The following is a 25268-nucleotide window of genomic DNA, read 5'->3' on the forward strand; positions in this document are numbered from 1 at the left end:
CCTTGTGCGCCAATACAGCTTAATCTCTCTGCCCGGACTTCCAGTCCTGATTGGCCCGGAAGAGCACATAGGCCCGGATAGCCTCTGCATCCTCCGGCGTCATGTCCCTGGCGAAGCTGGCCATGCCGTTATCCTCCAGCAAGCCGCCGATCACCACATCGCGCCAGGTCTTGGCATCCCCCGCCACCTTGCTCCGGCGCAGTTCCGGCAGGACCCCGCCCGAACGAACGCCATCGCCGTGGCAGCCGCCGCAAGTGCGCGAATAGAGATTCATGCCAAGCTCGGCCTGCGCGGGCGTGCCGAAAGCGGGCGGCGGCGGCGTGGTCCACTTCGCCAGCGCCTTCTGTTCGGGCAGCGTGGCCGTGCCGTCGAGCGAGAACGTCAGCACACGGCTGCGGTTGGGCCGGTCATTGCTCTTCTTCGCCAGTTCGCCCAGCAGCAGCGGATAGACCCCGCCCCAGCCCGCCACGACCGAGACATACTGCTTGCCGCCGGTGGCATAGGTGATCGGTGGGGCGACGATGCCGCTCTGCGCCGGATAGGACCACAGCATCTTGCCGGTGCGCGCGTCATAGGCCTTGAGGTCGCCCGCGGCCGTGCCCTGAAACAGCAGGCCGCCCGCCGTCGTCAGGATGCCGCCGTTCCACGGCGCGCCGAGATCGATGGTCCAGGCCGCCTTGCGCTTCACCGGGTCCCACGCGACGATGCGCCCCTGCAACTGCGCCTTGACGGCCTTCACGATCTGCTTGTCCGCCGGCATCGAGGCCTTGGCGAGGTCCAGCCCGAGATTGTTCGCCTCGCGCTTCCACTTGAAGTTCTCGTCGCGGATATAGGGCGTCGGGATCTCGTGAACCGGGATATAGACCAGCCCGGTCTGCGGATTGTAGGCCATCGGCTGCCAGTTATGCGCCCCCAGGAAGCCGGGCAGCGACACCCACGGCTTGCCCGTCTTGTTGTAATAGGCATCGGGGTTCATCTTCGGGCGGCCGGTCTTCATGTCGACGCCCGTGGTCCACGTCTGCTGCGTATAGGGCGTGGCGGAGATCAGCTTTCCGTTGGTGCGGTCCAGCACGTAGAAAAAGCCGTTCTTGGGCGCCTGCATCAGCACCTTGCGCTTTTTCCCGTCAATCGTGAGGTCGGTAAGGATCATCTGCTGGGTGGCGGTGTAGTCCCACTCATCCCCCGGCGTTTCCTGATAGTGCCACACGTATTCACCGGTTTCCGGCCGCACCGCCACGATCGAAGCCAGGAACAGGTTGTCCCCGCCGCCCGGAGAACGGATCGACTGGTTCCACGGCGAGCCATTGCCGACACCGATATAGAGCAAGTCCAGATCCGGATCGTAGGCCATCGAATCCCACACCGTGCCGCCGCCGCCGACATTGTCGGGCTTGCCCTTCCAGGTGGGCCCGGCCAGCTTTTCGAGGATATCGTCGGACGCGGCGCCGTCCTTCTGCCCCTGCTTGCCGGGCACCGTGTAGAAGCGCCAGGCCTGTTGGCCGGTCTTCATGTCGTAAGCCGTGACATAGCCGCGCACGCCATATTCGGCGCCGCCGTTGCCGATGAGCACTTTGCCTTTCACCAGACGCGGAGCACCGGTGATCGTGTAGGGCTGGCTCTGATCGACCGTCACGACGGACCACAGCACTTTGCCGGTATTCTCATCCAGCGCGATCAGTCGGCCATCAAACGTGCCGAGGAAAACCCGCCCGTCCTCCACCGCGACGCCGCGATTCACCACGTCGCAGCAGCCCTTTACCCCGGCCTTGCCGGGGACTTCGGGATCATAGCTCCACAGCAGCTTGCCCGTGGCGGCATCGAAAGCCTGCACTTTCGACCAGGCGGACGTGGTGAAGAGCTTCCCGTCCTTCATGATCGGGGTCGATTCCTGCCCCCGGTTGGTATCGAGGTCATGGAACCAGGCGAGCTTGAGACCGGCGACGGTATCCGCGTTGATCTGCGTAAGCGGGCTGAACCGGGTTTCCGAGAGGTTATAGCCGTGACGCGCCCACTCTCCGTCCTTGGCAGCGGCAAGCGGCTTATCCTCGGGCGCTTTCTGGCAACCGGCCAGCGGAACCAGCAAGGCTGCCGCCAGCGTCAGCTTCGTCCAGCCGTGAATCGACCTGGATACCTTCACCATCACTCCACTCCCTCGCCCCGGTCTGCGCCGGACGGACTTATTCAAAAATCAGCGGCAGAACGCGCTTGATATGCTTATCATGATAAATTATCACTGCAACAGCAACTTTATGACAGGGATGAGGAAAATGCAGCTTTCAGGCGCCGTCATCGACGGTGCGCCGCAAAGTGGCGGCGACCTGCTCGAAATCGTAAATCCCGCAGGCGGCGATGCCGCCGGTACGCTCTCAGCCGCCGGGGAAGCCGACGCACTGGCCGCCGTCGCCGCCGCCAGGGCCGCTTTCCCGGCCTGGGCCGCACGCAGCCCGGAAGAGCGCGCCGTCCTTGTGAACCGCTGCGCCGACATTATCGAGGCCAATGCGGAAGAACTGGCCCGGCTGCTCACGCTGGAACAGGGCAAGCCGCTGAACGGCATGGGATCGCGCTTCGAACTGGGCGGCGCTGCCGCCTGGACGCGCTACACTGCCTCGCTCAAGCTGCCGGTCGATACCATTCAGGACGATGCGCAGGCGCACATCACTGTCCACCGCAAGCCGCTGGGCGTGGTGCTCTCCATCACCCCGTGGAACTGGCCGGTCATGATCGGCATCTGGCACATCATGCCCGCGCTGCTGGCGGGCAATACGGTCGTCACCAAGCCCTCCCCTTACACGCCGCTTTCCACCATGCGGCTTGTGCAGCTTCTGCAGGACGTGCTGCCGCCGGGCGTGCTCAATGCGGTAGCGGGCCACGACGCCATCGGCCCGGTGCTGACCGCCCATCCGGACGTCGCCAAGATCTGCTTCACCGGCTCCACCCGCACCGGCAGCGCGGTGATGGCCAGCGCCGCCCCCACGCTCAAGCGGCTGACGCTGGAACTGGGCGGCAACGATGCGGGCATCGTCCTGCCCGATTGCGATCCTGCCGCGATCGCCGAAGGGCTGTTCTGGGGCGCGCTGATCAACAACGGCCAGACCTGCGCCGCGCTCAAGCGGCTCTATGTCCACGATTCGATCTATGACGGCGTCTGCAATGCACTCGTCGACTTCGCGGCGGGTGTAAAAGTCGGCAACGGACTGGAAGAGGACAGCATTCTCGGCCCGATCCAGAACCGAATGCAGTTCGAAAAGGTATCGCGTCTCGTGGAAGAGGCGAAAGGCTCGGGCGCACGTCTGCTCTGCGGCGGAGAGGCAATCAGCAACAGCGGGTACTTCTACCCCGTCACCTTCATGGCCAATTGCGAAAAGGGCATGGCGCTGGTGGACGAGGAACAGTTCGGCCCTGCGCTGCCGATCATCCGCTACACCGATCTCGACGACGCGCTGGAACAGGCCAATGCGCTGGACGTGGGCCTGGGCGGGTCGATCTGGTCCGCCGACACGGCCCGCGCGCGCGATCTCGCCATGCAGCTCGAATGCGGCAGCGCCTGGGTCAACAAGCACGGCGCGATCCGGCCGGACGTTCCGTTCGGCGGGGTCAAGGCTTCGGGCTTCGGCGTCGAATTCGGACACTACGGGCTGGAAGAGTTTTCCTCCCTCCACGTCATTCACGACTGAACACGGATCAACACTTGCAACCGGCCGCAACGGCTGAGGAGAAAACCATGTCTGACAAGCGCGACCTCGCCCTTGCCGCAATCGCACCCTACAAGGACGCGCCGCTGGGCCACTTCATCGGCGCCCAGTCCGCAGCCGCGCAAGGCACGCCATTCGATGTGCTCGAACCGGGCACCGGGCAGGTTCTGGGCCAGTGCAGCGATGCCAGCGAGGAGCAGCTCAACGCAGCCGTGGCCGCCGCCAAGGAGGCTTTTCCGGGCTGGGTGTCCACCGCCCCGGAACAGCGCCGCAAGATCCTCAACCGCGTGGCCGATCTGATCGTCGAGAATGCGGACAGGATCGCGGCGGTCGAATGCCTCGATGCCGGCCAGTGCTGGCGCTTCATGTCGAAAGCCGCCATTCGCGGCGCGGAAAACTTCCGCTTCTTCGCGGACCGCGCCCCCGGCGCAGCGGATGGTCAGTCTCTGCCCGCCAAGGATCACGTGAACTACACCACCCGCCGCGCGATCGGCCCGGTGGGCGTGATCACGCCGTGGAACACGCCGTTCATGCTTTCGACGTGGAAGATCGCCCCCGCCCTCGCGGCGGGCTGTACCGTGGTGCACAAACCCGCCGAATGGTCCCCCTATTCGGCGCGCCTGCTGGTCGAGATCGCGCATGAAGCGGGCCTTCCCGCAGGGGTGTTCAACTCGGTCAACGGCCTTGGCGAAACCACCGGCAAGCGCCTGACCGAACATCCGGACATCAAGGCCGTGGCCTTTGTCGGCGAAAGCTCCACCGGCTCGGCCATCATGCGTCAGGGCGCGGCGACGCTGAAGCGCGTGCACTTCGAACTGGGCGGCAAGAACCCGGTGGTGGTGTTCGATGATGCCGATATCGAATCCGCCATCGATGCCGCCGTCTTCATGATCTATTCGCTAAACGGCCAGCGCTGCACTTCGTCCTCGCGCCTGCTGGTGCAGAGCACGATCTACGACCAGTTCGTCGCCCGCGTGGCAGAGCGTGTGAACAACCTCAAAGTAGGCGATCCCTTCGATCCGGCCAGCGAAGTCGGCCCGCTGATCCATCCGCGCCACTTCGCCAAAGTCTCCAGCTATATGGACATCGCCCGCGAAGACGGCGCGCGCATCGCTGCTGGCGGCGCGCCGGTGGAGGGCACCGAAGGCTTCTTCTTCAAGCCCACGCTGTTCGCCGATGCCAGCCAGTCCATGCGGATCGCGCAGGAGGAAATCTTCGGCCCGGTCCTCACCGCCATCCCCTTCGACGATGAAGCCGATGCCATCGCCAAGGCCAATGACGTGGAATACGGCCTTGCCGGTTATCTCTGGACCAGCGATCTCGGCCGCGCCCTGCGCGTCTCCGAAGCGATGGAAGCGGGCATGGTCTGGGTCAACAGCGAGAATGTGCGCCACCTGCCCACGCCGTTTGGCGGCGTGAAGGCCAGCGGCATCGGCCGCGACGGCGGCGACTGGAGCTTTGATTTCTACATGGAAACGAAGAACATCGCGCTGGCCCGCGGCACGCACAAGGTCCAGCGGCTGGGCGTCTGAGCCGGGCCTGTGGCCATAGCCCCCCGCCTCGCCCCTGTCATGACACGCGGTCTGGGCCGCCTCCTTGGAGAGCGCGGCGCGGGCGGCCCTGGCTCATTCCTCCAGCCCCAGGCTTTCCAGCGCCTCCGCCAGCGCCAGCGCCTCAGCCTTGAACGCTTCCAGCCGTTCCGGCCCGAAAGCCTTCGCGTAAGCATCCAGCAGGACTTTGGTATGGCTGGCCGTGCCGACCACCAGATCGCGCCCTTCATCCGTGATCGAAATGATCGACCTGCGCCCGTCTTCCGGGTCGGACTTCCGCTCGATCAGCTTGCGGTCGCCCAGTTCCTTGAGAATGCGGGTGACAGTTGGGGCGTAAAGCAGGGCCTGATCGGCGATGCCCTTGGCATCCATGGTTTCCGCGTCCGCCAGCACGCGCAGGACGCGCCATTGCTGTTCGGTAACGTTCGATTCCCGCAGAAACGGGCGTATCGGGGCCATGACCGCTTCGCGAGCGGCCAGCAGGCTTCCGGCAAGGGATTGGGGATAGGGCTGAAGTCCGGACGAGGGCTTGCGCGACATTTCTCTCTCAATTTTACGAATACACATCCTGATACTTCATCTGATAAGAATTCCAAGCAAGCGAGCTGTTGAATGACGATATCCGGTCACATCTATGGCGTCGTGCTCAACGATAGCGTCGAGCTGAACGAACTGGCGCCGCAATTCGGTGAAAAGCCCTACGCCGCGCCGCCCGTCGCGCCGGTGGTGTACATGAAGCCGCGCACGGCCATCGCGCGCGGACCGGTGCGCGTGGCAAAGGACGAGGAACTGGTCGCCTCCCCCACGCTGGCGCTGCTCTTCGCGCGCGATGCCAGCCGGTGCAGCGCGGCCGAAGCGCTCGATTGCGTGGGCGGCATGGCGCTGGCCATCGACTTTGCGCTGCCGCAGCCCGACTATTACCGCCCCGCCGTGAGCCGCAAGAACCGCGACGGTTTTCTGGCTCTGGGGGACTGGGCTGCCCCTGCCCCCGTCGAAAACCTGTCCACGCTGATCGACGGCAAGGCCGCGCACAGCTGGGGCATGGATCGGCTGAAGCGCGATCCGGCCACGCTGATCGCCGATCTGTCCGTCTTCATGACCCTGCGCGCGGGCGACGTGCTGCTGATCGGCCTGCCCGGCGATGCGCCGCATGTGCACGCGGGCCAGTCGCTGCGGGTGGAGAGCGCGGCCCTGCCCGCCGTCGAAGCCAGGCTTGAGGAGGTGCAATCGTGAAGCGCGCACGGATCTATTATCGCGGCCGGGACGTGTGGGCCGTACTCGCCGAGAACGACACTGTTCTGGTTCTGCCGGACGGCACGAAGATCGCGGCGGAAGACGCGCAGTGGCTGCCGCCCGTGGTACCCGGCGCCGCGACCTATGCGCTGGGCCTGAACTATGCCGATCACAACAAGGAGCTGGGCTTCGCGCCCATGCTGGCGACGCCGCTGATCTTCATGAAGGGCGGCAACTGCTTCGTCGGGCACGATGGCGACACGCCGCGCCCGGCGGACGGCAACCAGATGCACCCGGAGTGCGAACTCGTTGCCGTGATAGGCAAACCCGCGCGCGATGTGCCCGCCGACAAGGCGCTCGATTACCTGTCCGGCTATACCGTCGCCAACGACTATGCGATCCGCGAATATCTGGAGAACTTCTACCGCCCCAACGCGCGGGTGAAGAACCGCGATGCCACGACGCCGATCGGCCCGTGGATCGTCGATGCCGCCGACGTGCCGGACCCGCAGGCGCTTTCGCTGAAGACCACGGTCAACGGTGAAGTGGTGCAGGACGGATCGACCGGCGACATGATCATATCCGTCGCCGATCTGGTTTCCTACCTTTCCGGCGTCACCACGCTGATGCCCGGAGACATGATCCTGACCGGCACCCCGCAGGGCGTGCATTTCTGCAACCCCGGCGACACCGTGGTGTCCGAGATCGAAAACGTCGGGCGGCTGGTCAACCATCTGGTGCCGGCATGAGCCTCTATCAGCTCTCCAAACTGCTCTATGTTCTGAACCGCGACGATGCGGCGAAGGCGCTGTTCAAGAGCGAACCCGAAAAGCTGACCGAAGGCTTCCAGCTCACCGATGAAGAGCGCAAGGCCGTGCTCGATCACGATGTCGGGCTGCTCTACGTGCTGGGCGTGAACGGGCAGATCCTGATGCACTTCGCGGCGCTATGCGGCATTGCCTGGCCCGACTACCTGCAGGCCATGCGTGACGGGGTGACGAAATACGGCCCGGTGCGCGCCGGGCTCTATGCCATGACAACGGGCGCGGATGAAAAGGTGGCGGGCGTATGAGTCTTGTCTTCACAGCCGTATGCAGTCACGCGCCGGGGATCACCGCGCGGGCCGACATGGCAGAGCCTGCGGATCGCGACGCGCTCTACGCCGCGATGGACGACCTGCGCGAGCAGCTTGAGGCGGCAAAGCCCGATGCGGTAATCATTCTGGCTGCCGAGCACTTCGCCAATTTTTTCATGAACAACATGCCCGCCTTCGCGATGGGCATGGGCGAGACTTATTCGGGGCCCATCGAGGACCCGGACTGGCTGAAAATCCCCAGGCGCGAAGTGCGCGGCGCGCCTGATCTGGGCAAGCGGCTGATCGCCGAAATGCTGCAGACCGTGGATGTCGCCTATGCCGAGGAATGGCAGTTCGACCACGGCATCATCGTGCCGCTGCACCTGCTCGATCCTGAAAACACAATGACGGTGATCCCCGCCAACATCAATTGCCAGGGCCCGCCGCTTACCCCGCTGCACCGCGCCTGGGCCTTTGGCGAGGCGATCCGCCGCGCGGCGGACGCCGTGCCCGAGCGCATCGCGCTCATCGCCACGGGCGGCATCTCGCACTGGCCCGCCACGCCCGACAGCGGCAAGATCAACGAGGCATGGGACCGCGATTTCCTCGATCGCTGGCTGGCGAACGACAAGGACCGTATGCTCGCCTATACCGATGAGGAAACCTACCGCGACGCCGGACAAGGCGGCTTTGAAATCCGCACTTTCATCACCGCCGCCGCCGCCGCGCGCGGCAAGGGCACGCTGCAGTTCTTCCGCCCGATCCCGATCTTCGCGGTAAGCTGCACGGTCGCCACGATGGAAGTCGTATAATGGGGGAGATCCTGTAATGGCCCACGTCACCATCGAATGGACCGCTAATCTGGAGGGTGAGTTCGATCTTCGCGCCCTGATGGAACTGGTGGCCGAAGACATGCGCGAACGGGCGGACGGCGTGTTCCCCGTGGGCGGCATCCGCGTGCGTGCCTACCGCGCGGACGAATATGTGATCGCCGACAATGCCGGGCCGGATGACGCTTTCGTCAATCTGGACGTGAAGATGGGCGCCGGGCGCAGCGCCGAATTCCGCCAGCGCTATTTCGATGCCCTGTTCGAACGCGTTTCCGCCTTTTTCGGAGACCTGTTCGAACGCCGCCCCCTGGCGCTTTCGATGTATGTCGAGGAAGCCTCGGGCTGGAAGAAGAACTCCATCCACCAACGCTTGAAGAAAGCCCTGTAATGCCCCTGGATCAGGCCACTATCGAAGAGCTTGCCGCCCGTCTGGAGCAGGCCGAGCAGAACCGTACGCAGATCGGGCAATTCTCGCTCGAACATCCGCAGATGACGCTGGAAGACGGCTATGCCGTCAGCCGCGCCTGGGTAAACCAGAAGATCGCCGCCGGGCGCAAGGTGATCGGCCACAAGATCGGCCTGACCAGCCGCGCCATGCAGCGCTCTTCCAACGTCAACGAGCCCGATTTCGGCACGCTGCTGGACGATATGCTGTTCATGGACGGCACCGACATTCCCATTGCCCGCTTCATCGAGCCGCGCGTGGAAGTGGAACTGGCCTTCATCCTGAAGCACCCGCTCAAGGGCCCGAACTGCACGCTCTACGATGTGCTGAACGCCACCGATTACGTGACCCCCGCGATCGAGATCATCGATGCCCGCATCGAACGGATCGACAAGGCCAGCGGCGTGACCCGCAAGGTCTACGACACGATTTCGGACAATGCCGCCAATGCCGGCATCGTGCTGGGCGGCCGCCCGGTAAAGCCCGATGCGGTGGACCTGCGCTGGGTATCCGCCCTGCTCTATCGCAATGGCGTGATCGAGGAATCGGGCGTCGCGGCGGCCGTGCTCAACCACCCGGCCAATGGCCCGGCCTGGCTGGCGAACAAGCTGGCCCCGCACGGCGAACATCTGGAGCCGGGGCAGATCGTGCTGGGCGGCAGCTTCACCGCGCCGGTCTTTGCCCGCCCCGGTGACAGCTTCCACGTCGACTACGGCCCGATGGGCTCGATCTCGGTGCGCTTCGCATGACGAGCTTCAAGGACAGGCTGGCCGCGGACGGCCCCGCCCTGCTCGGCCTGTGGCAGGCGCTGGCGAACAACTACACCGCCGACATCTGCGCGCGCGCGGGATATGACTGGCTGCTGTTCGACGGCGAACATTCGCCCAACACCGCGCAGACCCTGCTGGGCCAGCTGCAGGCGGTGGCGCCCTTCGATGCCGAGCCCATCGCCCGCGTGCCTTCGGGCGATCCGGTACTGATCAAGCAGTATCTCGACATCGGCTTCACCACATTGCTGGTACCCATGGTGGATACGGCGGAGCAGGCCGCCGCGATCGTTTCGGCCAGCCGCTATCCCCCGCACGGCATTCGCGGCGTGGCCAGCGCCACCGCGCGCGCCACCGGCTTCGGCACGGACGGCGCCTATCTTAAAGAGGCGGCGGAGCGGATCACCCTGATCGTGCAGATCGAAAGCCGCGCCGCGCTGGAAAACATCGATGCGATTGCCGCCACACCCGGCGTCGATGCCCTGTTTATCGGCCCGGCGGACCTTTCCGCCTCGCTCGGCCACCTGGGCAATCCCACCCATCCCGAAGTGCAGCAGGCGATTTCCCACGCCAAGGCACGCATCGATGCCGCCGGCAAGCCCGCAGGCATATTTGCCCTCTCGCCAGATGACGCGAAGCACCGTATGGTTGATCAATTCCGATTTATTTCGATTGGAACTGACATCGGTCTCTTGCTGAAAGGCGCACAGGGGCTGATCGCGTCGGTAAAGAATTAAAGGGAGAGAGATTGATGATCAGCCGCCGCCAGCTCATCGGCACTGCGGGCGTTGCCGCGCCTGCCCTCGCTTTCCCGGCCGTTCTGAAAGGCGCCGCTCCCGATGCCCCGCTCGCCACCTGCGCGCAGGGCAAGCTGAAGGGGACTGTCGAAAACGGCGTTCTGGTCTTCAAGGGCGTGCCTTATGGCGGCCCGGTCTCTGGCCCGGAGCACCGCTTCCGCGCGCCGCCGCCGCCCGAAAGCTGGACCGGCGTGCGCGATGCCACAAAGCTTGGCCCGGTAGCACCGCAACCACCGGGCGGCTTCTTCGGCCCCGGCGCAAAGATCGGCGAGGATTGCCTCGTCCTCAATGTCTGGACCCCGGCGCTGGATGGCAGGAAGCGCCCGGTCATGGTCTATCAGCATGGCGGCGGCTTTCTGGTCGGATCGGGCGGCGCCCCCTGGCAGGACGGCGGCGCGCTGGCCCGCCAGTATGACGTGGTGGTGGTGCAATCCAACCACCGGCTGGGCCTGATGGGCTACCTCTATCTCGGCGAGCTGCTTGGCCCGGAATATCAGGGCAATCAGGGGCTGCTCGATCTCGTCGCCGCCTTGAGGTGGGTGAACATCAACATCTCCCAGTTCGGCGGCGATCCCGACAATGTGATGATCTTCGGCGAGAGCGGCGGCGGCGGCAAGACCGCCAGCCTCTATGCCATGCCCGCCGCCGAGCCCTATTTCCACAAGGCCTCCATCGAAAGCCCCATCGGCCCCGGCCGCCAGACGGTGGAAGGTGCCGCCGCGACCGCGCGCAAAGTGGTGGAACGTCTGGGGCTGAGCGACCCGAAGGACATCCTGACCCTGCCGCTGGACGCACTGATCAAGGCGCAGATGGGCAATGGCCCCAACCTGCCGCCGGGCGCGGTCATGAAAGACCCGCCGAAGGACTATCAGCCCGGCATCGACTTCTGGCCATTCATCGACGGCGCCATCCTGCCGATGGAACCTTTCCTGTGCAGCGCCCCGGCCATCTCCGCCAAAAAGCCGCTGATCGTGGGCGGTTGCAAGGATGAGAGCGTCTTCTTCTATCAGGGCGACGCAAGCGTCTTTTCGCTGGACATAGCAGGCCTGAAGAGCCGCCTCACCCCGATATTCGGCGACAGCACCCAAGCGTGGATCGACACGTTCCGCAAATCGCGGCCCGAAGCCACGCCCTCGCAACTGTTCATCGCCATCACCACGGCCAGGCCCTGGCGCGCCTATGCGACCGAGATCGCGGAGGCCAAGGCAAAGGAAGGCATTGCGCCGGTCTATAGCTACATCCTCGATTACCCCTCGCCCCAGAAGGTGCGCGGCACGGATTTCGCGGAAGGCTCTCCGCACGCCTCCGACATTTCCATGAAGTTCGACACCGCGCCGATGTTCGGCCCCAAGGACCCGCGCCGCCTCGCCACCGCGCACAACATGAGCGAGATGTGGGCGACCTTCGCCCGCACCGGCGTGCCTGCGGCCAAGGGCCAGCCGGAATGGAAACCCTATACGCTCGACAAGCGCGAGGTGATGATCCTGGACGGCGAGTGCAGCCTTGAAAGCGATCCGGAATCCCTGGAACGCCAGTTCTTCGAAACCCAGCCGGACGCCATTCGCGAAAAAGGCCTTTGAGGAGTGACCGCCATGACCCGCAAGTTCATCGCCGCCCTGCCGCTCGCGTTTTCGCTCGCGGCCTGTTCCACGCTCGCCGGTCCGCCCGCTGTGGCGCAGGATGCGGTGACGCCCGCTGCCGATGTGGATGCACTGTTCACCGATCCGGACCCGAAGCTCAACGCCAACAAGCAGGCCGCCTGGCACATCATGAAGGATCTGCTGGAAGCCGGGCACTGGGAGCTGGCGGACAAGTGGATGACCGAACGCTACATCCAGCATAACCCCAATGTGGCAAGCGGGCGGCAGACCGTGGTCGATTTCTTCAACGGCCTTGGCATCGAGCCCAAGCCGATACCGGAACACCTCTCCACCCCGGTGGTGCAGGTCGTCGCCGAGGGGGACTATGTTGTCGTGGTTTCGGCATCGCAGCAGCCCGTGCCTGGCGATCCTGACAAGACTTATACCACGAGCTGGTTCGACATGTGGCGTTTTGTCGACGGCAAGGCCGACGAGCACTGGGACAACGCGACGATGACGCCCAAGCCGGAATAACCGGCTGGCAAGACAGGAAGAGGACGAGAGGATGCCCGCAAGGCTTGCCCGGCGCAGCATGATGGCCGCCCTACTGGCCACCAGCGCCGCCGCCCCCGCCATGGCCGATGCCGAGTGGATATCGCATCCCGCGATCACCGGGCCGGAGCAGCGGAGCGAGGCGGTATCGCTGCAGTTCCGGCGGGAGATAGACCTTGCCGAAGTGCCCGCCAGCCTGACCATCGATGTCAGCGCGGACAACCGCTATGTGCTCTATGTCAATGGCGAGCGGGTGGATGCGGGCCCTTCGCGCGGGGATCTGGCGCACTGGCGCTTTCGCCGGATGGACATTGCCCGGTTCCTGAAGCCGGGCCGCAACGTGATCGCAGCACAGGTCTGGAACGACGGCAAGGCCGCAGGCGTCGCGCAGATTTCCGCGCGCACCGGCTTTCGGCTGGATGTGCCGGAGGGCGGAAAGCTGGCCGATGAACTGGACAGCGGCCCTTCGTGGCAAGTGCGCATCGATGGCTCGCGCACCGTCACCCCGGCCCAGCCCGGCCTGATGAAAGTGGTGGGGTGGGACAAGTATTACGCCGCCCCGCCGCCCGAAACGCGCGATGCCGCGCTGATGGCGCCCGGCTGGAACACCGCCAGCGAACAGCTTGCCGACTGGAAGAGCGCCGCCCCCGCACTGGCTCCGGGCGAAACCGCGCCCTGGCACCTTGTGCAGGACCGTCTGCCGCAGGCCCGGCTGACGCCGCTGGACGGCGGCAAGCTGGTGCGGGCCACGGGCGTTTTCGGGCGCCACTTTCCCGACAAGCCGCTGACCATCCCAGCCCACACCGATGCCACGCTGCGGCTGGACATGGGGGCCATGCGCGCCGCCTATCCCCGCCTTGTCACCAGCGGCGGTAAGGGCGCGACGATCGATGTAACCTATGGCGAAGCGCCCTATGGCAAAGATCTGCACTATCTGCCCGATCGCGGCGATGCGCAGGATGGCTGGATTCTGGGCCTGACCGATCACTTCCGGCCCGGCGGCGGGCAGAAGGAGGCGTTCTCTCCGTTCTGGTGGCGCGCCTGGCGCTATGCCGAACTGACGATCCACACCGAAGACCAGCCGCTCAAGCTGGAATCCTTCACCCGCACCGGCACCGGCTATCCCTTCGACACCCGTGCCGCGTTCAAAAGCGACGATCCCGATCTCAACCGCATCTGGCAGATCGGCTGGAACACGGTGCAGCTCGATGCCCATGAAACCTACATGGACACCGCCTATTGGGAGCAACTGCAATACGTGGGCGACACGCGCATTCAGGCGCTGGTCTCCTATGCCGTATCGGGCGACGCGCGGCTGGCGGAGCAAGCGGTGGAAGCCTTTGCCGCGTCCGAAAAGGACGGGCTGATCCAGTCCCGCTGGCCTGCCAATGTCTATCAGTCGATCCCGCCTTTCGCATTGTTGTGGGTGGGGATGCTGCACGATTACTGGATGTACCGGCCCGATCCCGCCCCGGTGCGCGGGGTGCTGCCGGTGATGCGCTCCTCGCTCGACTGGTATCAGCGCTATGTTCAGCCGGACGGGCTTGTCGGCACCACATCGGGCTGGGAATTCATCGACTGGCGCGACGGCATCAGCAATTATCCCGAGACCAAAGACCCGCGCGACACCGAACGGTGCATCATCTCGATGATGTATCTGGGCGCACTGCGGCAGGCGGGCGATCTGGAAAGCGCTCTGGGCGATCCCGCGCGCGCGCAGGATGACCGTACTCGCGCCGCCCATATGACTCAGGCGGTGCGCAGCCAGTGCTGGTCTTCCGAAAAAGGCCTGTTCGCTGACCAGCCCGCGAAAACATCGTTCAGCCAGCACGCCAATATTCTGGCGGTGCTCTATGACGTCGCGCCGCCGGAAAGCCGCAAGGCCTTGCTGGAAAAGGTTCTGCTGCCCGGCCAATGGCCGCAGGCGCCCGAAGGCATCACGCCCGCCACCTTCTATTTCGATTTCTACCTTGCCCGCGCGCTGAACCATGCCGGGATGGGAGACGATTACCTGCATATCCTCGCCCCGTGGCGCCAGATGCTGCAGCAGCATTTCACCACATGGCCGGAACAGCCCGATCCCACCCGTTCCGACAGCCACGGCTGGTCCGCGCATCCCACGTTCGATCTGCTGACCATTGTCGCCGGGATCGAACCGGCCGCGCCCGGCTTTGCGAAAGTGCGCATCGCGCCGCATCTGGGCCCGCTCAGGACGCTCGATGCGACATATGCGCATCCCAGAGGGCCGATCCATGTGCGCTATGGCAAGGACGCCGGCGGCAGCTTGTCCGCCGACATCGCCATGCCCGCAGGACTGAGCGGCGATTTCGAATGGCACGGCAACACCCGCCCGCTTTCTCCCGGCGAGAACCATCTGCAAATTCCGGCATCCGGCGGCTGAGCCCGGGCGTGGACGGCCGTTCCGGCGCAGCCTAACCAGTCAACACCGGCCTTGCGGAGCCCCCCGGGCGAGCGCAAGGATGCGGCTTACCCCACAATCCAAGACGAACACGCGTCATGACCACCACGCATCTTACCTATATCTTCGATCCGCTGTGCGGCTGGTGCTATGGCGCCGGGCCCGCGCTGGAAACGCTGCGCGCGCTGGAAGGCGTCTCGATAAGCCTTGCGCCCTCCGGCCTTTTCGCAGGCGCTGGAGCCCGCCCGATGGACCGGGAATTCGCGGCCTTCGCATGGCAGAACGATCAGCGCATCGCGCAGATGACCGGCCAGACCTTTTCGCAGGCCTATCGCGACAACGTGCTGGCCGCTCCCGCCGGATCGCTCGATTCCGGCACCGCGACACTCGGCATTGTCGCCACCGGCCTTACCGCGGGGCCGGAGCACGAGCTCCCTGCCCTGAAAGCGCTGCAGCAGGCCCGCTATGCCGATGGGCGTGACAATACCCGGCTGGAAAGCGTGGCCGCCATCCTCACAGACGCGGGCTTTGGCGACGCTGCCGCGCGGCTGGCCGATGCCGATGCGGATCTGCTGGCAGCCTGCTCCGAACGCATCGAAGCGGCCCGTGCGGACATGGCCCGCTTCGGGCTACAGGGCGTCCCCGCGCTGATCGCCGAGCGCGACGGGCAGCGCGGGCTCGTACCTCCGGGCGCCCTGTTCGGCGATCTGGACGCGCTGGTCCGGCATCTAACCGCAGCCTGACACGCCCCCATCGCCTCCCGTTACGGCGCCTTGCGGGCGCTGAACTGGAAGGTCACATCGACGTTGGCGGCGATCTGATCGGTCGAAGCCCACTGCCCCTGGCCGATACCGAAAGCGGTGCGGTCCAGCTTCGTCGATCCGGTCACATCCGCACGGGCGCCTTCGATATGAAGCGTGAAGGCCAGCGTCACCGGGCGCGAGACGCCGTTCATGCTGAGCGTGCCCGAAGCGGTATAGCGCTCGCCGCCCAGGTGCCTGATGCGGGAAGAGCGAAACACGGCGGTGCCCGCGCTGCCGAAGAAATCGGCTCCCTTGAGCATGCTGTCACGGCTGCCGTCAGCGGTGTTCACCGAAAGCAGCGGCACGCGAACCGTGATCTTGCTCTGCGCCAAGGCATCAGGATCGAACAGGATATCCGCGCTCCACTGATCGAAACGCCCCTCGATCGCCGTGCCGCTCATGCTGGCGGTGAAGCCCAGACGGCCGCCGTCCATCACCTTCCAGCTGACCGGCTTGGCCGCTTCGGTTGCGGATGCCTCAGGCGCCGGGGTGGAAGTTGGGGCCACAGGCACCGCCACCTCTGAAGACGCCGGCGCATCCGTCTGTGCTTCGCCAGGCTCGCTGGTTTCCGCCTGCACCGGGCCCTCCACCGCCTCTGACGATGCGGCGGCGGGATCGCTTCCACCGGCAACCGGAGTGTCACTTGCCGGAGCTTCCGGTGCGGCGGGAGCCGCCCGGTAGAGCAGCCAGGGGGACAAAAACGCCGCACCCAGAAGTCCAGCCGCACCCAGTGCCGCCGGGATCGCACGCCGTGCTGCCTCCGGCGCCGATACTGCTGGAATCATGCGGCCGATAACATTCTCATGCCCGCCGCCCAGATGGTGCCGGACAGCCCCGGCCAGATGGAGTGCAACAAGCCCGAGCCCCATCCATGCCAGCACTTCGTGGCTTTCCATCGCAATGCCGTTCAAGGCATGGCTGACCGGCAGATGCGGCCAGGGGATCACACCGAACAGCCGCGTAGGGATCGCCACTTTCGCCGTCGACACCACGATCCAGCCCGTCAGGGGCCCGCCGATCATGAAGGCGTAGAGCCCCAGATGAACCAGCTTCATCAGCAGCCCCGTCAGCACACCGCTTTCCACCGGCGCAGGGCGCGGTTTCACAAAGCGGATGGCCACGCGCAGCACGCTGAGCGCCAGCACCGTGATGCCGATGCTCTTGTGGAACTGGAAAGCGGCATACATCGCCGCCCCCTTGCCCATGCTGGTCATGTGCCATCCCAGCCCGAGTTGGAACAGCAGAAGGAACGCGATGGCCCAGTGCAGGGCAATCGCGCTGCGTGCATAGCGCGTAGACGTCATAATCTCAGTTCTTCTTCACGAATTCCGCATCAATCGAGAGGCCGACCTTGTCGCCGACGGCGGGGACATAGGCCTTCATGCCGAAATCGGAACGCTGAATCGTCATATGCGCTTCGAAGCCGGCGCGCGTATCGCCCATCATGCCCTTGCCGGTGCCGCGCAAGGTCACGTCCATTTCCACCGGCCTGGTCACGCCCAGCAGGGTGAGCTCGCCATCCACTCTGGCGTGATTGTCATCGAGCTTGGTCAGCGAATCCGCCGTAAACGTGGCTGTGGGGAACTTGTCCGTGTTGAAGAACATCGGCCCCTTGAGTTCATTGTCGCGCGCTTCCCAATCGGTCGAGAGCGACTTGGTATCCACCGTAACGCTCAGCGTTGCATCCTCCGGGTGCGCCGGATCATAAGTGAATTCGCCCGCGCTCTTGGCGAAACGGATGGTCGTGGTCGAAAAGCCCAGGTGATCGATCCGTCCAGCGACCGAAGTGTGGCTGGGATCGATCTGATAAGTTCCTGCCGCGACATCAGCCGCCTTGGTCGATTCCACACCGGCAGTGGCCGCGCCTGCACCGAGCGCGGCAAGGCCGGCCGCCAGAGGCAGGGCAATGCGCTTGAGATTGAGAGACGATTTCATCATTGGGGGCTCCAACAAGGATTGATATTTATCATAACAATTAAATCGCCGGCCAACTGAACGCCAGATGAATCTTCGATGCCCGGGCCCGGCCGGGCCTGCGCCGCTTCAATCCTGTCTTTCCGTTTCCAGCGTAACCGGTCCGATCAGACCGGAGGGGCGCAGCGGCGCATCGGGCCGGTAGGCCGGCAACGCCGTCCAGGTGATCGGATGCGCACCGGGCTGCTGATCGCCGATCAGGCGGTTGACCCACAAGTCTGCTACCTTGATGTCCAGCCGGTTCGATCCGCGCTTCAACAGCGATCCCACCTCGACGCGATAGGGCGCGAACCAGGCAATTCCGGCAGGCTGGCCGTTGACCAGCACCTGCGCGACATCGCCCACCTTGCCCAGATCGAGCCAGAGCTTTTCCCCTTTGGCGATGCCTTTGGGCTGCTCGATCGTGGCTGTGTAGGTGGCCGTGCCCGAGAAATAGCGGACACCCGGATCGGCATTCGTATTGAGCGGCGCCAGCTTCGCCATGGAGATCGTGGCCGGCGCACCGCGATCCTTCTGGAAAGTCACGGTCCAGGGGCCGGAGACGGCCGCCACGGTTCGCGTAACCGCTGGAGCGACCGTGGCCGAGGCTGCGGCGGTATCCTTGCGGAAAACCACGAAAACCGCGCTCTCCGGCCCCAGGTCCAGCGGAACGGTGGTCGCCTTGCCATCGCTGCTGTAGCTTAACGGCCGCATGGTCCCGCCGATGGCTTCCCACAGTTCGGGCACCTTTCCGGCTACGCGGAAACGGATATCCGCCTTGACCGCATGCTCCTCGCGGTTGTTGACGAAATAGACGTCGCCATCCGCGAGCTTGCGATGGACGAAGCGCAGGTCCGCCCCGGTGTCGCCGCCCACGGCCTTGAAATCGTCCGCAATGCCGAAGTGCGTCATGCCCTTGCCCGCATCGCTTTCGGCAACGACATTGGGCATGGACCAGATCTCATCCACAAGCGCGGCGAAACGGCCTTCCGGATCGTCCATGCTTGGGTCGGCGACAGGCCGCTGGCCGATCACCCGCACGCCTGCATCGGCCAAACGCTTGATCTGGCGCAGCGCGGACATTGTCATGTGATCGCTGGTTCCGGCGAGGAACAGCGCCTTGTAATGCGCGCCGCCTGGGCTCAGCATCTCCCCATCGCCACCGGCGGTAAGCGAGGCCAGCATCTTTGCATTGACCAGATCGAAAGCATGGCCCTGCGGCTGCCATTTGGGCGCCCCCTGCCCATAGAGCACGGTCACCGGCGATTCCTCGCCATAGAACACCGCGATATCTGCCGCGTCACGCCCCTGCTGCAGCATGTAGCCGCTGCGCGCGATATAATCGATCCATGGGCGGGCCATGTCCGCCCAGGTCTCGTGCCGGTTGAAATACTGCCCGAAGGGCCCCAGCGAGAGGCCGGGCAACTTGGTGTCGGAGGGCGAGTGCGGCGAAGTATGGATCACCGGCCGGTTGACACCCTGCAGGAATTCCAGATCGATCACATGCTTCAGATCGTGCGGTGCGAAAGCCCAGGGCGAAAACGCCGCGGTCATCGATTCCGCCGCCACAAGGTTCTGCCCATAGAAGTGGGCCACCGAAGACGCGCCCTTCATGTCGCCCATCAGGCCGGGACGCGGCTTGCCGCCCTTGGGGAAAGTCCAGAGCGCAGACATCGGCACATCGGCGTAGTGGCGCATGTCGAGATCGTCCCCCAGCACCGGGCGCCCATCCTCCAGCGCCTCGCCATAGACTTTCAGGCCATGGGCATGGGCGACTTTCGCAATCGTGCCGTAGTGGGCATCGGCGATCAGGTCCGCCAGCGTGCGGCGGTAGTCATAGAGGAACTTGTCGGACTGCGCGGCCGATCCGATGATCGTGCCCGCCAGCGCGGGCATCCACGGCAGCGGATCGTATCCGCGCCGCGCCTTGAATTCCGCGATCATGCGCGGCGTCCAGTTGGACGCGCCCACTTCGATGCTGTCGGTCAGCAGCGCTCGGATGCCCTTGGTGCCGATATTGTCCGCGCCCACCGTGTCGCGGTACATCGCCAGATAGCCGTTGATATACCGTTCGACCGCAGCGGCATCGTACTTGTCGACTTCCAGCCCGGTCGCTTCCGCTGTTGCAGGGTGATTGGTCTTGCCGGTCAGGGACCAGCCGAAACGCAGAACGCGCCAGCTGCTCCCCTTCGGTGGTGTCCAGTCGAGCGTGCCATCGGGCTTCAGCTTGCCGGTCAGGTCGATCACCTGCGCGGGCGCCGGGCCTTTCACCACCTGCTTTGTGGCGATGGCGTAGTAATTGGGCACGGTGCCGAAACCGGCCTTGGCCTCGGCCTGATTGACCCGCTCCTGCGCGAAGAGCTCGAACTGCCCGATCGCGATATGGGTCGTCGATTTGGGCGGGAACAGGTTCATGACGACCGCGCCCGGCACACTGCCCAGCCCACCCGCTGGGCGGCCCGGCCCGGGGGTTACCGCGATACGGAAGCGGGCGGCAGTGACGGGCTTGAAGCTGACGGTAGCCGCCGCAGCGCCCAACGGGATATCGGACACATCGCGCCATGTATCGCCCTCCAGCGCCTGCAATCTGACGCGATAACGCGGCGGCGCGAAGGGTGGCTGCGCATCCTGGATGAACAGACGCGCCGAGCCCACCGTGACCGGCCGGACATAGCCAATCGTCAGAGTGGCCGGATTCTCCGCCGTACCGGCAGGAATCTCAACGGCGGATTCCAGGTCCGCACCGGTCAAAGCTGCCAGATCCGCGCTGGAACCGTCCGCCCGCTTCGCAAAGGTTGCGGCAGGGAGCGGCGCCTGGGCCATCGGCACGGCCAGAACCGCGATGTCACCACTCGCCTGCGGCGCGGCGGCTTTCTTCGCCCCGGGATCGCCGAACACTTCCTCCACCGAGACCGTCTGATAGGGCCCCGTCTTGGAGGGCGGCGGGGCGAGCTTGCCCTTGAACGGCTGGCCGCCGGGCAGGACCGTCTCACTCCACGTCAGTTTCTTCATACCATCTTCAGGCCGGACCCACGGCCCTCCGGTCTCGCTCCACCCCGGCGAGGAAGCGATAGCGAATTCCAGCCCGTGCGCATCGGCCCGTTCCACCGCATGGCGGAACGCGGCCTTCCAGTCCGGGTCCATATAGACCAGCCGCTTGTCGACGATCTGCGGCGTCGTCAGACTGGCATCGAAATTCTGGACGCCGCCAATGCCCACGCTGGCCAGCCAGACGAGATCCTTGTCGATCCCATCGATCGTGATGTTGCCGTTCAGCCAGTGCCACCACGTGCGCGGCCGGGCCGACATCGGCGGGGAGCGGAAACCGTCTTCAAGGCCGGACGCCTGCCCGGTAGCAGGGGAAGCCGCTTCCCCTGCGGCACTCCCGGCAAAAACGGTTTGTCCAGAGAATAACAGCGTCCCGGCGGCCGTGCATTTCAACACGGCGATCAGTTTTGTGCGCATGATATTCCCTTCAAATCAAATAAAACCCTCCCCCGCATGTGCGGGAGAGGGTTTCCGGATTTATGCGTCAACCAGCGTCATGATTTGCCAGTGATCGTTCCTGGGTTCCGTTCACCTCAGAAGGTGGCACGAAGCGTCACACCCAGTTCACGGTCATTCGTGACGGTGCCAATGCGCATGCCGGTGTCAACGCCGCCGACAGTCCACGGACCGCCATCGGTGTCCTGACGCACCACATTGAACAGGTTCTTGCCCCACAGGCTCAGTTCGAGATTCTTGCTTGGGGTGAACACGCCAATCGATCCGTCAACCGTTGTATACCCCGAGAAGGTCGTGCCGGTCTGCGGGAAGTACGAACTGCTCCGCGTGAACGTGTTGAAGCGGATATAGGCCGGGTAATTGCTGACATTGAAGTCATAGCTCACGCGGTTCGTGAAGCTGACCTTCGGCAGCGACCCCAGCGATGCGCTAGTGCGGCAAGTGCTGACATATTGTCCCGGCTGCACGAACGGCGTGCCAATCGCATCGATCACGCCATCGTTATTATAGTCGTTACATGGCACCAGGGCATTGTCGTAGTGAGCATCGGTGTAGGTGAAGATGCTGTTGAGATTCAGCCCGCGAAGCGGATTGAGGCCCACTTCAACTTCGACACCGCGGCTGATGGCATCGCCATTGCTCAGCATCGTGCCGAAACAACCGGTACCGGTCTGTGTGCCATCGACCGTAGCGAAGGCCGGTCCGTTCGGGTTCGGCACGCCAGTGCAGGCCACGTTGAACTGCGAGCCGATGTAACCGTTATATTTCTGGTCAAACAGCGCGAGATTCAGCGTCAACATACGATCGAACCACTGCGATTTCAGACCAATTTCGAGCGACCGCGACTTTTCCGAATTGAAATTGGCGAAGCTGAGCGGAATGCCGGCCTGCTGGGCAGCTCCGTTGAACGTCCCGGCGCCGCCCGAACCTGGACGGAACGACTTGCCATAGGTCACATAGGTCATCACATCGCGCGAGAATTCGTGCTGATAGCTCACATCCCATGTAATCGCGTCATAACTTCTGGAGACATTGGTGAGATCATTGGTGATCTTCGTGCTGCTGAAACGCAGACCGGCGCGAACCTTGTCATGATCGGTAATCGCCAGGTTCTGGGAGGTGAAGAGACCATATTCGTTCGTCGAGCTTGCATTCGGAACGCCAGCCGGAGGCGTAAACGGAACGAAGTTCAAAACCCCGTCCAGCTTCGTGTTTCCATAAAAACCGCCGAAGATGAAGTCATATGGACCGCCTCCGGTCGACTGCAAGCGCAGTTCGTTGGTGATGGTCCGGCGATTGGTCAGCGTATCGATGCTGATCGGCACCTGCGCAGCACCGATGCCGGTGAAGTCAAAGCTCAGATCGGTGAAATATTTGGTGTCGTTATATCCACCGACATAGACCAGCGCGACATCGTCCGAGATTTGATATTTGGCGTTGGCCGTAATCAGCGTCCCGCGATAGCGATTGGGGTTGGTGCCGCTATTAAGCGCAATCTTGTCTTTCAGCGTGAAGGTCTGGCCGCAAGCCACCGAGCTCCAGGGCATGGTACCGCCATCTGCAACACTGCACGGTGCAGGGCCTGAGACCTGACGATAGAAATCGCCATTCTCGTGGGTGTACTGCGCCATGATGTCAGCGGTGAAGCGGCCGCCCAGATCGAAGCTCAACGTACCGCGAAGAGCGTAGGTTTCACGATAGTTGCTTTTGCCGTTGTTGATGTCCTTCACTTCGGTCAGGCCATTGTGGTCGTAGAGACCAGCAACGCGGAACGCGACGCCCTCGGTGATCGGACCGCCAAAAGCACCTTCCAAGCGCTGACCGTCATGGTTGCTCAGCGTGCCCGCGGCATAACCGTCAAATGTGTCGAAGCTGCCCTTTTTCGTCGTGTAGGTAATCGCGCCGGAGGGAGCGGGGCGGCCGCGGGTCGAACCCTGGGGGCCCTTCAGAACTTCAATCTGTCCGAGGTCAAGCGTAGACGCAAAGGCATCGATCACGTTGATCGGCACGTCATTAAGATAGGTTTCAACCGTCGCAGTGGACAGGAAGCCGCCGCTTGCCGGCATCTTGATGCCGCGCAGCGAAATCGACTGCTCGCCAGGGCTGGTCTGCGTCAACGAAAGACCGCCGACGACGCGCGTCAGTTCGATCGTGTTCTGCACGTTCAGATCGGACAGCGCCTTGCTGGTCACGACGTTCACCGTCAGCGGAACATCCTGAATCGATTCCGCCCGCTTTGTCGCGGTAACGATGATCTCATTGATCTCGTTGTCCGAACTAGCTTTGTCACTGGCTTCCTGCGCAAATGCAGGCGCCGCAGCGAACAGCCCTGCCGACAGCAGCGTGCTTGCAAGATAAAGTGATTTCCTCATGTTTTCCGCCCTCCTCTTAGTGAGGATCAGACGCATTGAGGGACATCCCGTTGGCCCGGCAAGGCCGCCACAGCCAAACGGCCGCAGCCCTGTTTCCCAGGTATCCCGATCCTCTCCGCAATCCGATCTTTTATTCTGATCAAAACATTTCGTTTTCAATCACCGTCAATCGTTATCGTGATTACAAATACCTGTCAAGCACCATGGAAACATACAATTAGCATGGGTTCACGGGGCTCTTGAGCATCCCCTTCCTGCCGTGAGAGAACACAATCAGATCTGCTCACGACTCCCGGCCGCTGGCTCGCCAAAAGCCTGCGCTGACTGCGGCAACGAGAGCATCAAACCGGCAGCCCGACGTAATTTTCCGCTATGCTGCGCTGCGCCGCTTCGCTGGATGCGATGTAATCGAGTTCGGCGATTTGCATTCGCCGCTCGAAAGAACCGTCACCCGGGAACCGGTGCATCAGCTTGGTCAGCGCCCAGCTGAACCGTTCGGACTTCCAGACCCGCGCCAGCGCCCTGGCGGAATAGGCCGCGATGGCATCGTTATCGTTCGCCTTGAAGAAGCCAGTGAGAGCCTCGGCGGCATAGTACACGTCGCTGGCGGCCAGGTTCAGCCCCTTGGCACCAGTCGGCGGGACAATGTGGGCAGCATCGCCGCACAGCATCAAACTGCCGTGACGCATCGGTTCGAACACGAACGAGCGCAGCGGCGCGATCGACTTTTCGATGGAAGGGCCGCGCGTCATGGCTGCTGCCGCATCAGGACCGAGGCGCACCGCCAGTTCGTCCCAGATGCGATCGTCGGGCCAGTCCTCGATCTGTTCCGTCAACGGCACATCGATGTAGTAACGGCTGCGCGTTTCGCTGCGCATGGAGGCCAGCGCAAAGCCGCGTTCGTGATTGGCGTAAATCAGTTCGTGATTGCAGGGCGGCACATCGGCAAGGATGCCCAGCCAGCCGAAAGGATAGACCTGTTCGAAAGTGCGGCCCGCCGAGGCCGGAACCGCCTGGCGCGAGGGTCCGTGAAACCCGTCGCAGCCCACGATGAACCGGGCATCGATGCGCTGCCCGCCCCCGTCCCGGGAATAGGTAACGTAAGGCGCGTCACTCTCGATATCGCGAAGGGCAACATCCGCCGCCTCGTAGATCACGTCCAGCCCCCGGTTCGCGGCGGCATCCATCAGGTCCCGGGTCAGTTCGGTCTGGCCATAGACCACCACCTCCTTGCCGGTCAGCGCCTTGACATCGATGCGGATCAGCCGCTCGCCATCGGCCAAGTTGAAACCTTCGTGCGGAAGCCCTTCCGCCTTCATCCGCGCATCGAGCCCCAGCCGCTCCATCAGCCCGGCCGTCACTTGCTCCAGCACGCCTGCCCGGATGCGGGAGAGCACATGGGCGCCCGTCCGGCGCTCCAGAACGGCACAATCGATGCCTTCGGCGCGCAGCAGGTGCCCGAGCAGAAGACCGGCGGGGCCAGCTCCAATGATGGCGACGTCTACCTTCATGTGCACCTCTCACCGCATTTTCGCTCTGCGGAAATGCAGCCCTCTCCCAAATATCAACGCGCCTCTCTTTATGCTATTAAAAATAGCAATATGCAATCCATGCCGTGGTCCGGGCAGATATGATCTGCAACGCCCTTTAATGTTATTGTTTATAGCATTATTCACTGCTATCGAATGCAAAAACA

The 25268-nt window shown here is 63.9% G+C and carries 20 protein-coding genes; 13 read left to right on the forward strand and 7 right to left on the reverse strand.

Annotation, left to right across the window (positions count from 1 at the left end; all coding sequences use genetic code 11):
• Positions 1-19: 19 nt before the first annotated feature.
• Positions 20-2140 (reverse strand): PQQ-dependent dehydrogenase, methanol/ethanol family, encoded by a 2121-nt coding sequence (locus tag MTR66_RS03350; RefSeq protein WP_243917896.1) that lies wholly within the window; start codon positions 2138-2140, stop codon positions 20-22.
• A gap of 127 nt (positions 2141-2267) precedes the next feature.
• Here MTR66_RS03350 and MTR66_RS03355 point away from each other — a divergent pair, with 127 nt between their 5' ends.
• Positions 2268-3674 carry an aldehyde dehydrogenase family protein gene (locus MTR66_RS03355; protein ID WP_243917898.1) on the forward strand — a complete coding sequence of 469 codons (1407 nt, stop codon included), beginning with the start codon at positions 2268-2270 and terminating at the stop codon, positions 3672-3674.
• A 47-nt stretch (positions 3675-3721) separates the two neighbouring features.
• Positions 3722-5224, forward strand: a complete 1503-nt coding sequence (gene hpaE / locus MTR66_RS03360; RefSeq protein ID WP_243917900.1) for a 5-carboxymethyl-2-hydroxymuconate semialdehyde dehydrogenase — start codon at positions 3722-3724, stop codon at positions 5222-5224.
• A gap of 93 nt (positions 5225-5317) precedes the next feature.
• Here hpaE and MTR66_RS03365 read toward each other — a convergent pair whose 3' ends face one another.
• Positions 5318-5782 carry a MarR family transcriptional regulator gene (locus MTR66_RS03365; protein WP_243917901.1) on the reverse strand — a complete coding sequence of 155 codons (465 nt, stop codon included), beginning with the start codon at positions 5780-5782 and terminating at the stop codon, positions 5318-5320.
• Positions 5783-5854: 72 nt separating this feature from the next.
• Between MTR66_RS03365 and MTR66_RS03370 the strand changes: the two genes are divergently transcribed.
• The 11 genes from MTR66_RS03370 to MTR66_RS03420 all read left to right on the forward strand — a co-directional run bounded on the left by MTR66_RS03370 (position 5855) and on the right by MTR66_RS03420 (position 15683).
• A complete protein-coding gene (locus MTR66_RS03370) occupies positions 5855-6475 on the forward strand; it encodes a fumarylacetoacetate hydrolase family protein (protein WP_243917902.1) in 621 nt (206 codons plus the stop codon).
• Positions 6472-7224 (forward strand): fumarylacetoacetate hydrolase family protein, encoded by a 753-nt coding sequence (locus MTR66_RS03375; protein ID WP_243917903.1) that lies wholly within the window; start codon positions 6472-6474, stop codon positions 7222-7224. Before MTR66_RS03370 ends, MTR66_RS03375 begins: the two co-directional genes overlap by 4 nt.
• The gene (locus MTR66_RS03380; RefSeq protein WP_243917904.1) at positions 7221-7547 is read left to right on the forward strand and encodes an aromatic ring-opening dioxygenase subunit LigA; all 327 of its coding nucleotides are present in this window, start codon (positions 7221-7223) and stop codon (positions 7545-7547) included. The genes MTR66_RS03375 and MTR66_RS03380 overlap by 4 nt, the downstream gene beginning before the upstream one ends.
• On the forward strand, positions 7544-8362 hold the full coding sequence (locus MTR66_RS03385) for a DODA-type extradiol aromatic ring-opening family dioxygenase (RefSeq protein WP_268740169.1): 819 nt from the start codon (positions 7544-7546) through the stop codon (positions 8360-8362). The genes MTR66_RS03380 and MTR66_RS03385 overlap by 4 nt, the downstream gene beginning before the upstream one ends.
• A 16-nt stretch (positions 8363-8378) precedes the next feature.
• Positions 8379-8768, forward strand: coding sequence for a 5-carboxymethyl-2-hydroxymuconate Delta-isomerase (locus tag MTR66_RS03390; RefSeq protein WP_243917906.1), 390 nt, complete (start codon positions 8379-8381; stop codon positions 8766-8768).
• Positions 8768-9574, forward strand: a complete 807-nt coding sequence (hpaH, locus tag MTR66_RS03395; protein ID WP_243917908.1) for a 2-oxo-hept-4-ene-1,7-dioate hydratase — start codon at positions 8768-8770, stop codon at positions 9572-9574. Before MTR66_RS03390 ends, hpaH begins: the two co-directional genes overlap by 1 nt.
• The gene (locus MTR66_RS03400; protein WP_243917910.1) at positions 9571-10329 is read left to right on the forward strand and encodes an HpcH/HpaI aldolase family protein; all 759 of its coding nucleotides are present in this window, start codon (positions 9571-9573) and stop codon (positions 10327-10329) included. Before hpaH ends, MTR66_RS03400 begins: the two co-directional genes overlap by 4 nt.
• Positions 10330-10343: 14 nt before the next feature.
• Positions 10344-11969 (forward strand): carboxylesterase/lipase family protein, encoded by a 1626-nt coding sequence (locus tag MTR66_RS03405; RefSeq protein WP_243917912.1) that lies wholly within the window; start codon positions 10344-10346, stop codon positions 11967-11969.
• Between the two features lie 12 nt (positions 11970-11981).
• Complete coding sequence (locus MTR66_RS03410; RefSeq protein ID WP_243917914.1) at positions 11982-12503, forward strand: nuclear transport factor 2 family protein; 522 nt, start codon at positions 11982-11984, stop codon at positions 12501-12503.
• 31 nt (positions 12504-12534) lie between these two features.
• On the forward strand, positions 12535-14922 hold the full coding sequence (locus MTR66_RS03415; protein ID WP_243917916.1) for an alpha-L-rhamnosidase-related protein: 2388 nt from the start codon (positions 12535-12537) through the stop codon (positions 14920-14922).
• 116 nt (positions 14923-15038) lie between these two features.
• Positions 15039-15683 (forward strand): DsbA family protein, encoded by a 645-nt coding sequence (locus tag MTR66_RS03420; RefSeq protein WP_243917918.1) that lies wholly within the window; start codon positions 15039-15041, stop codon positions 15681-15683.
• Between the two features lie 20 nt (positions 15684-15703).
• Here MTR66_RS03420 and MTR66_RS03425 read toward each other — a convergent pair whose 3' ends face one another.
• The 5 genes from MTR66_RS03425 to pobA form a co-directional block, all read right to left on the reverse strand.
• Positions 15704-17047: a YceI family protein gene (locus MTR66_RS03425; RefSeq protein WP_243917920.1), complete on the reverse strand. Its 1344-nt coding sequence runs from the start codon at positions 17045-17047 to the stop codon at positions 15704-15706.
• Positions 17048-17051: 4 nt separating this feature from the next.
• On the reverse strand, positions 17052-17681 hold the full coding sequence (locus MTR66_RS03430; protein ID WP_243917922.1) for a YceI family protein: 630 nt from the start codon (positions 17679-17681) through the stop codon (positions 17052-17054).
• A gap of 105 nt (positions 17682-17786) precedes the next feature.
• Positions 17787-21005, reverse strand: a complete 3219-nt coding sequence (locus MTR66_RS03435; protein ID WP_243917924.1) for a glycosyl hydrolase — start codon at positions 21003-21005, stop codon at positions 17787-17789.
• Between the two features lie 272 nt (positions 21006-21277).
• On the reverse strand, positions 21278-23572 hold the full coding sequence (locus MTR66_RS03440) for a TonB-dependent receptor (RefSeq protein ID WP_243917926.1): 2295 nt from the start codon (positions 23570-23572) through the stop codon (positions 21278-21280).
• A gap of 341 nt (positions 23573-23913) precedes the next feature.
• Positions 23914-25083, reverse strand: a complete 1170-nt coding sequence (gene pobA, locus MTR66_RS03445; RefSeq protein ID WP_243917928.1) for a 4-hydroxybenzoate 3-monooxygenase — start codon at positions 25081-25083, stop codon at positions 23914-23916.
• Positions 25084-25268: the final 185 nt, after the last annotated feature.

The sequence above is a fragment of the Novosphingobium beihaiense genome (genome assembly GCF_022832375.1).
GTDB classification, from domain to species: Bacteria; Pseudomonadota; Alphaproteobacteria; order Sphingomonadales; family Sphingomonadaceae; genus Novosphingobium; species Novosphingobium beihaiensis.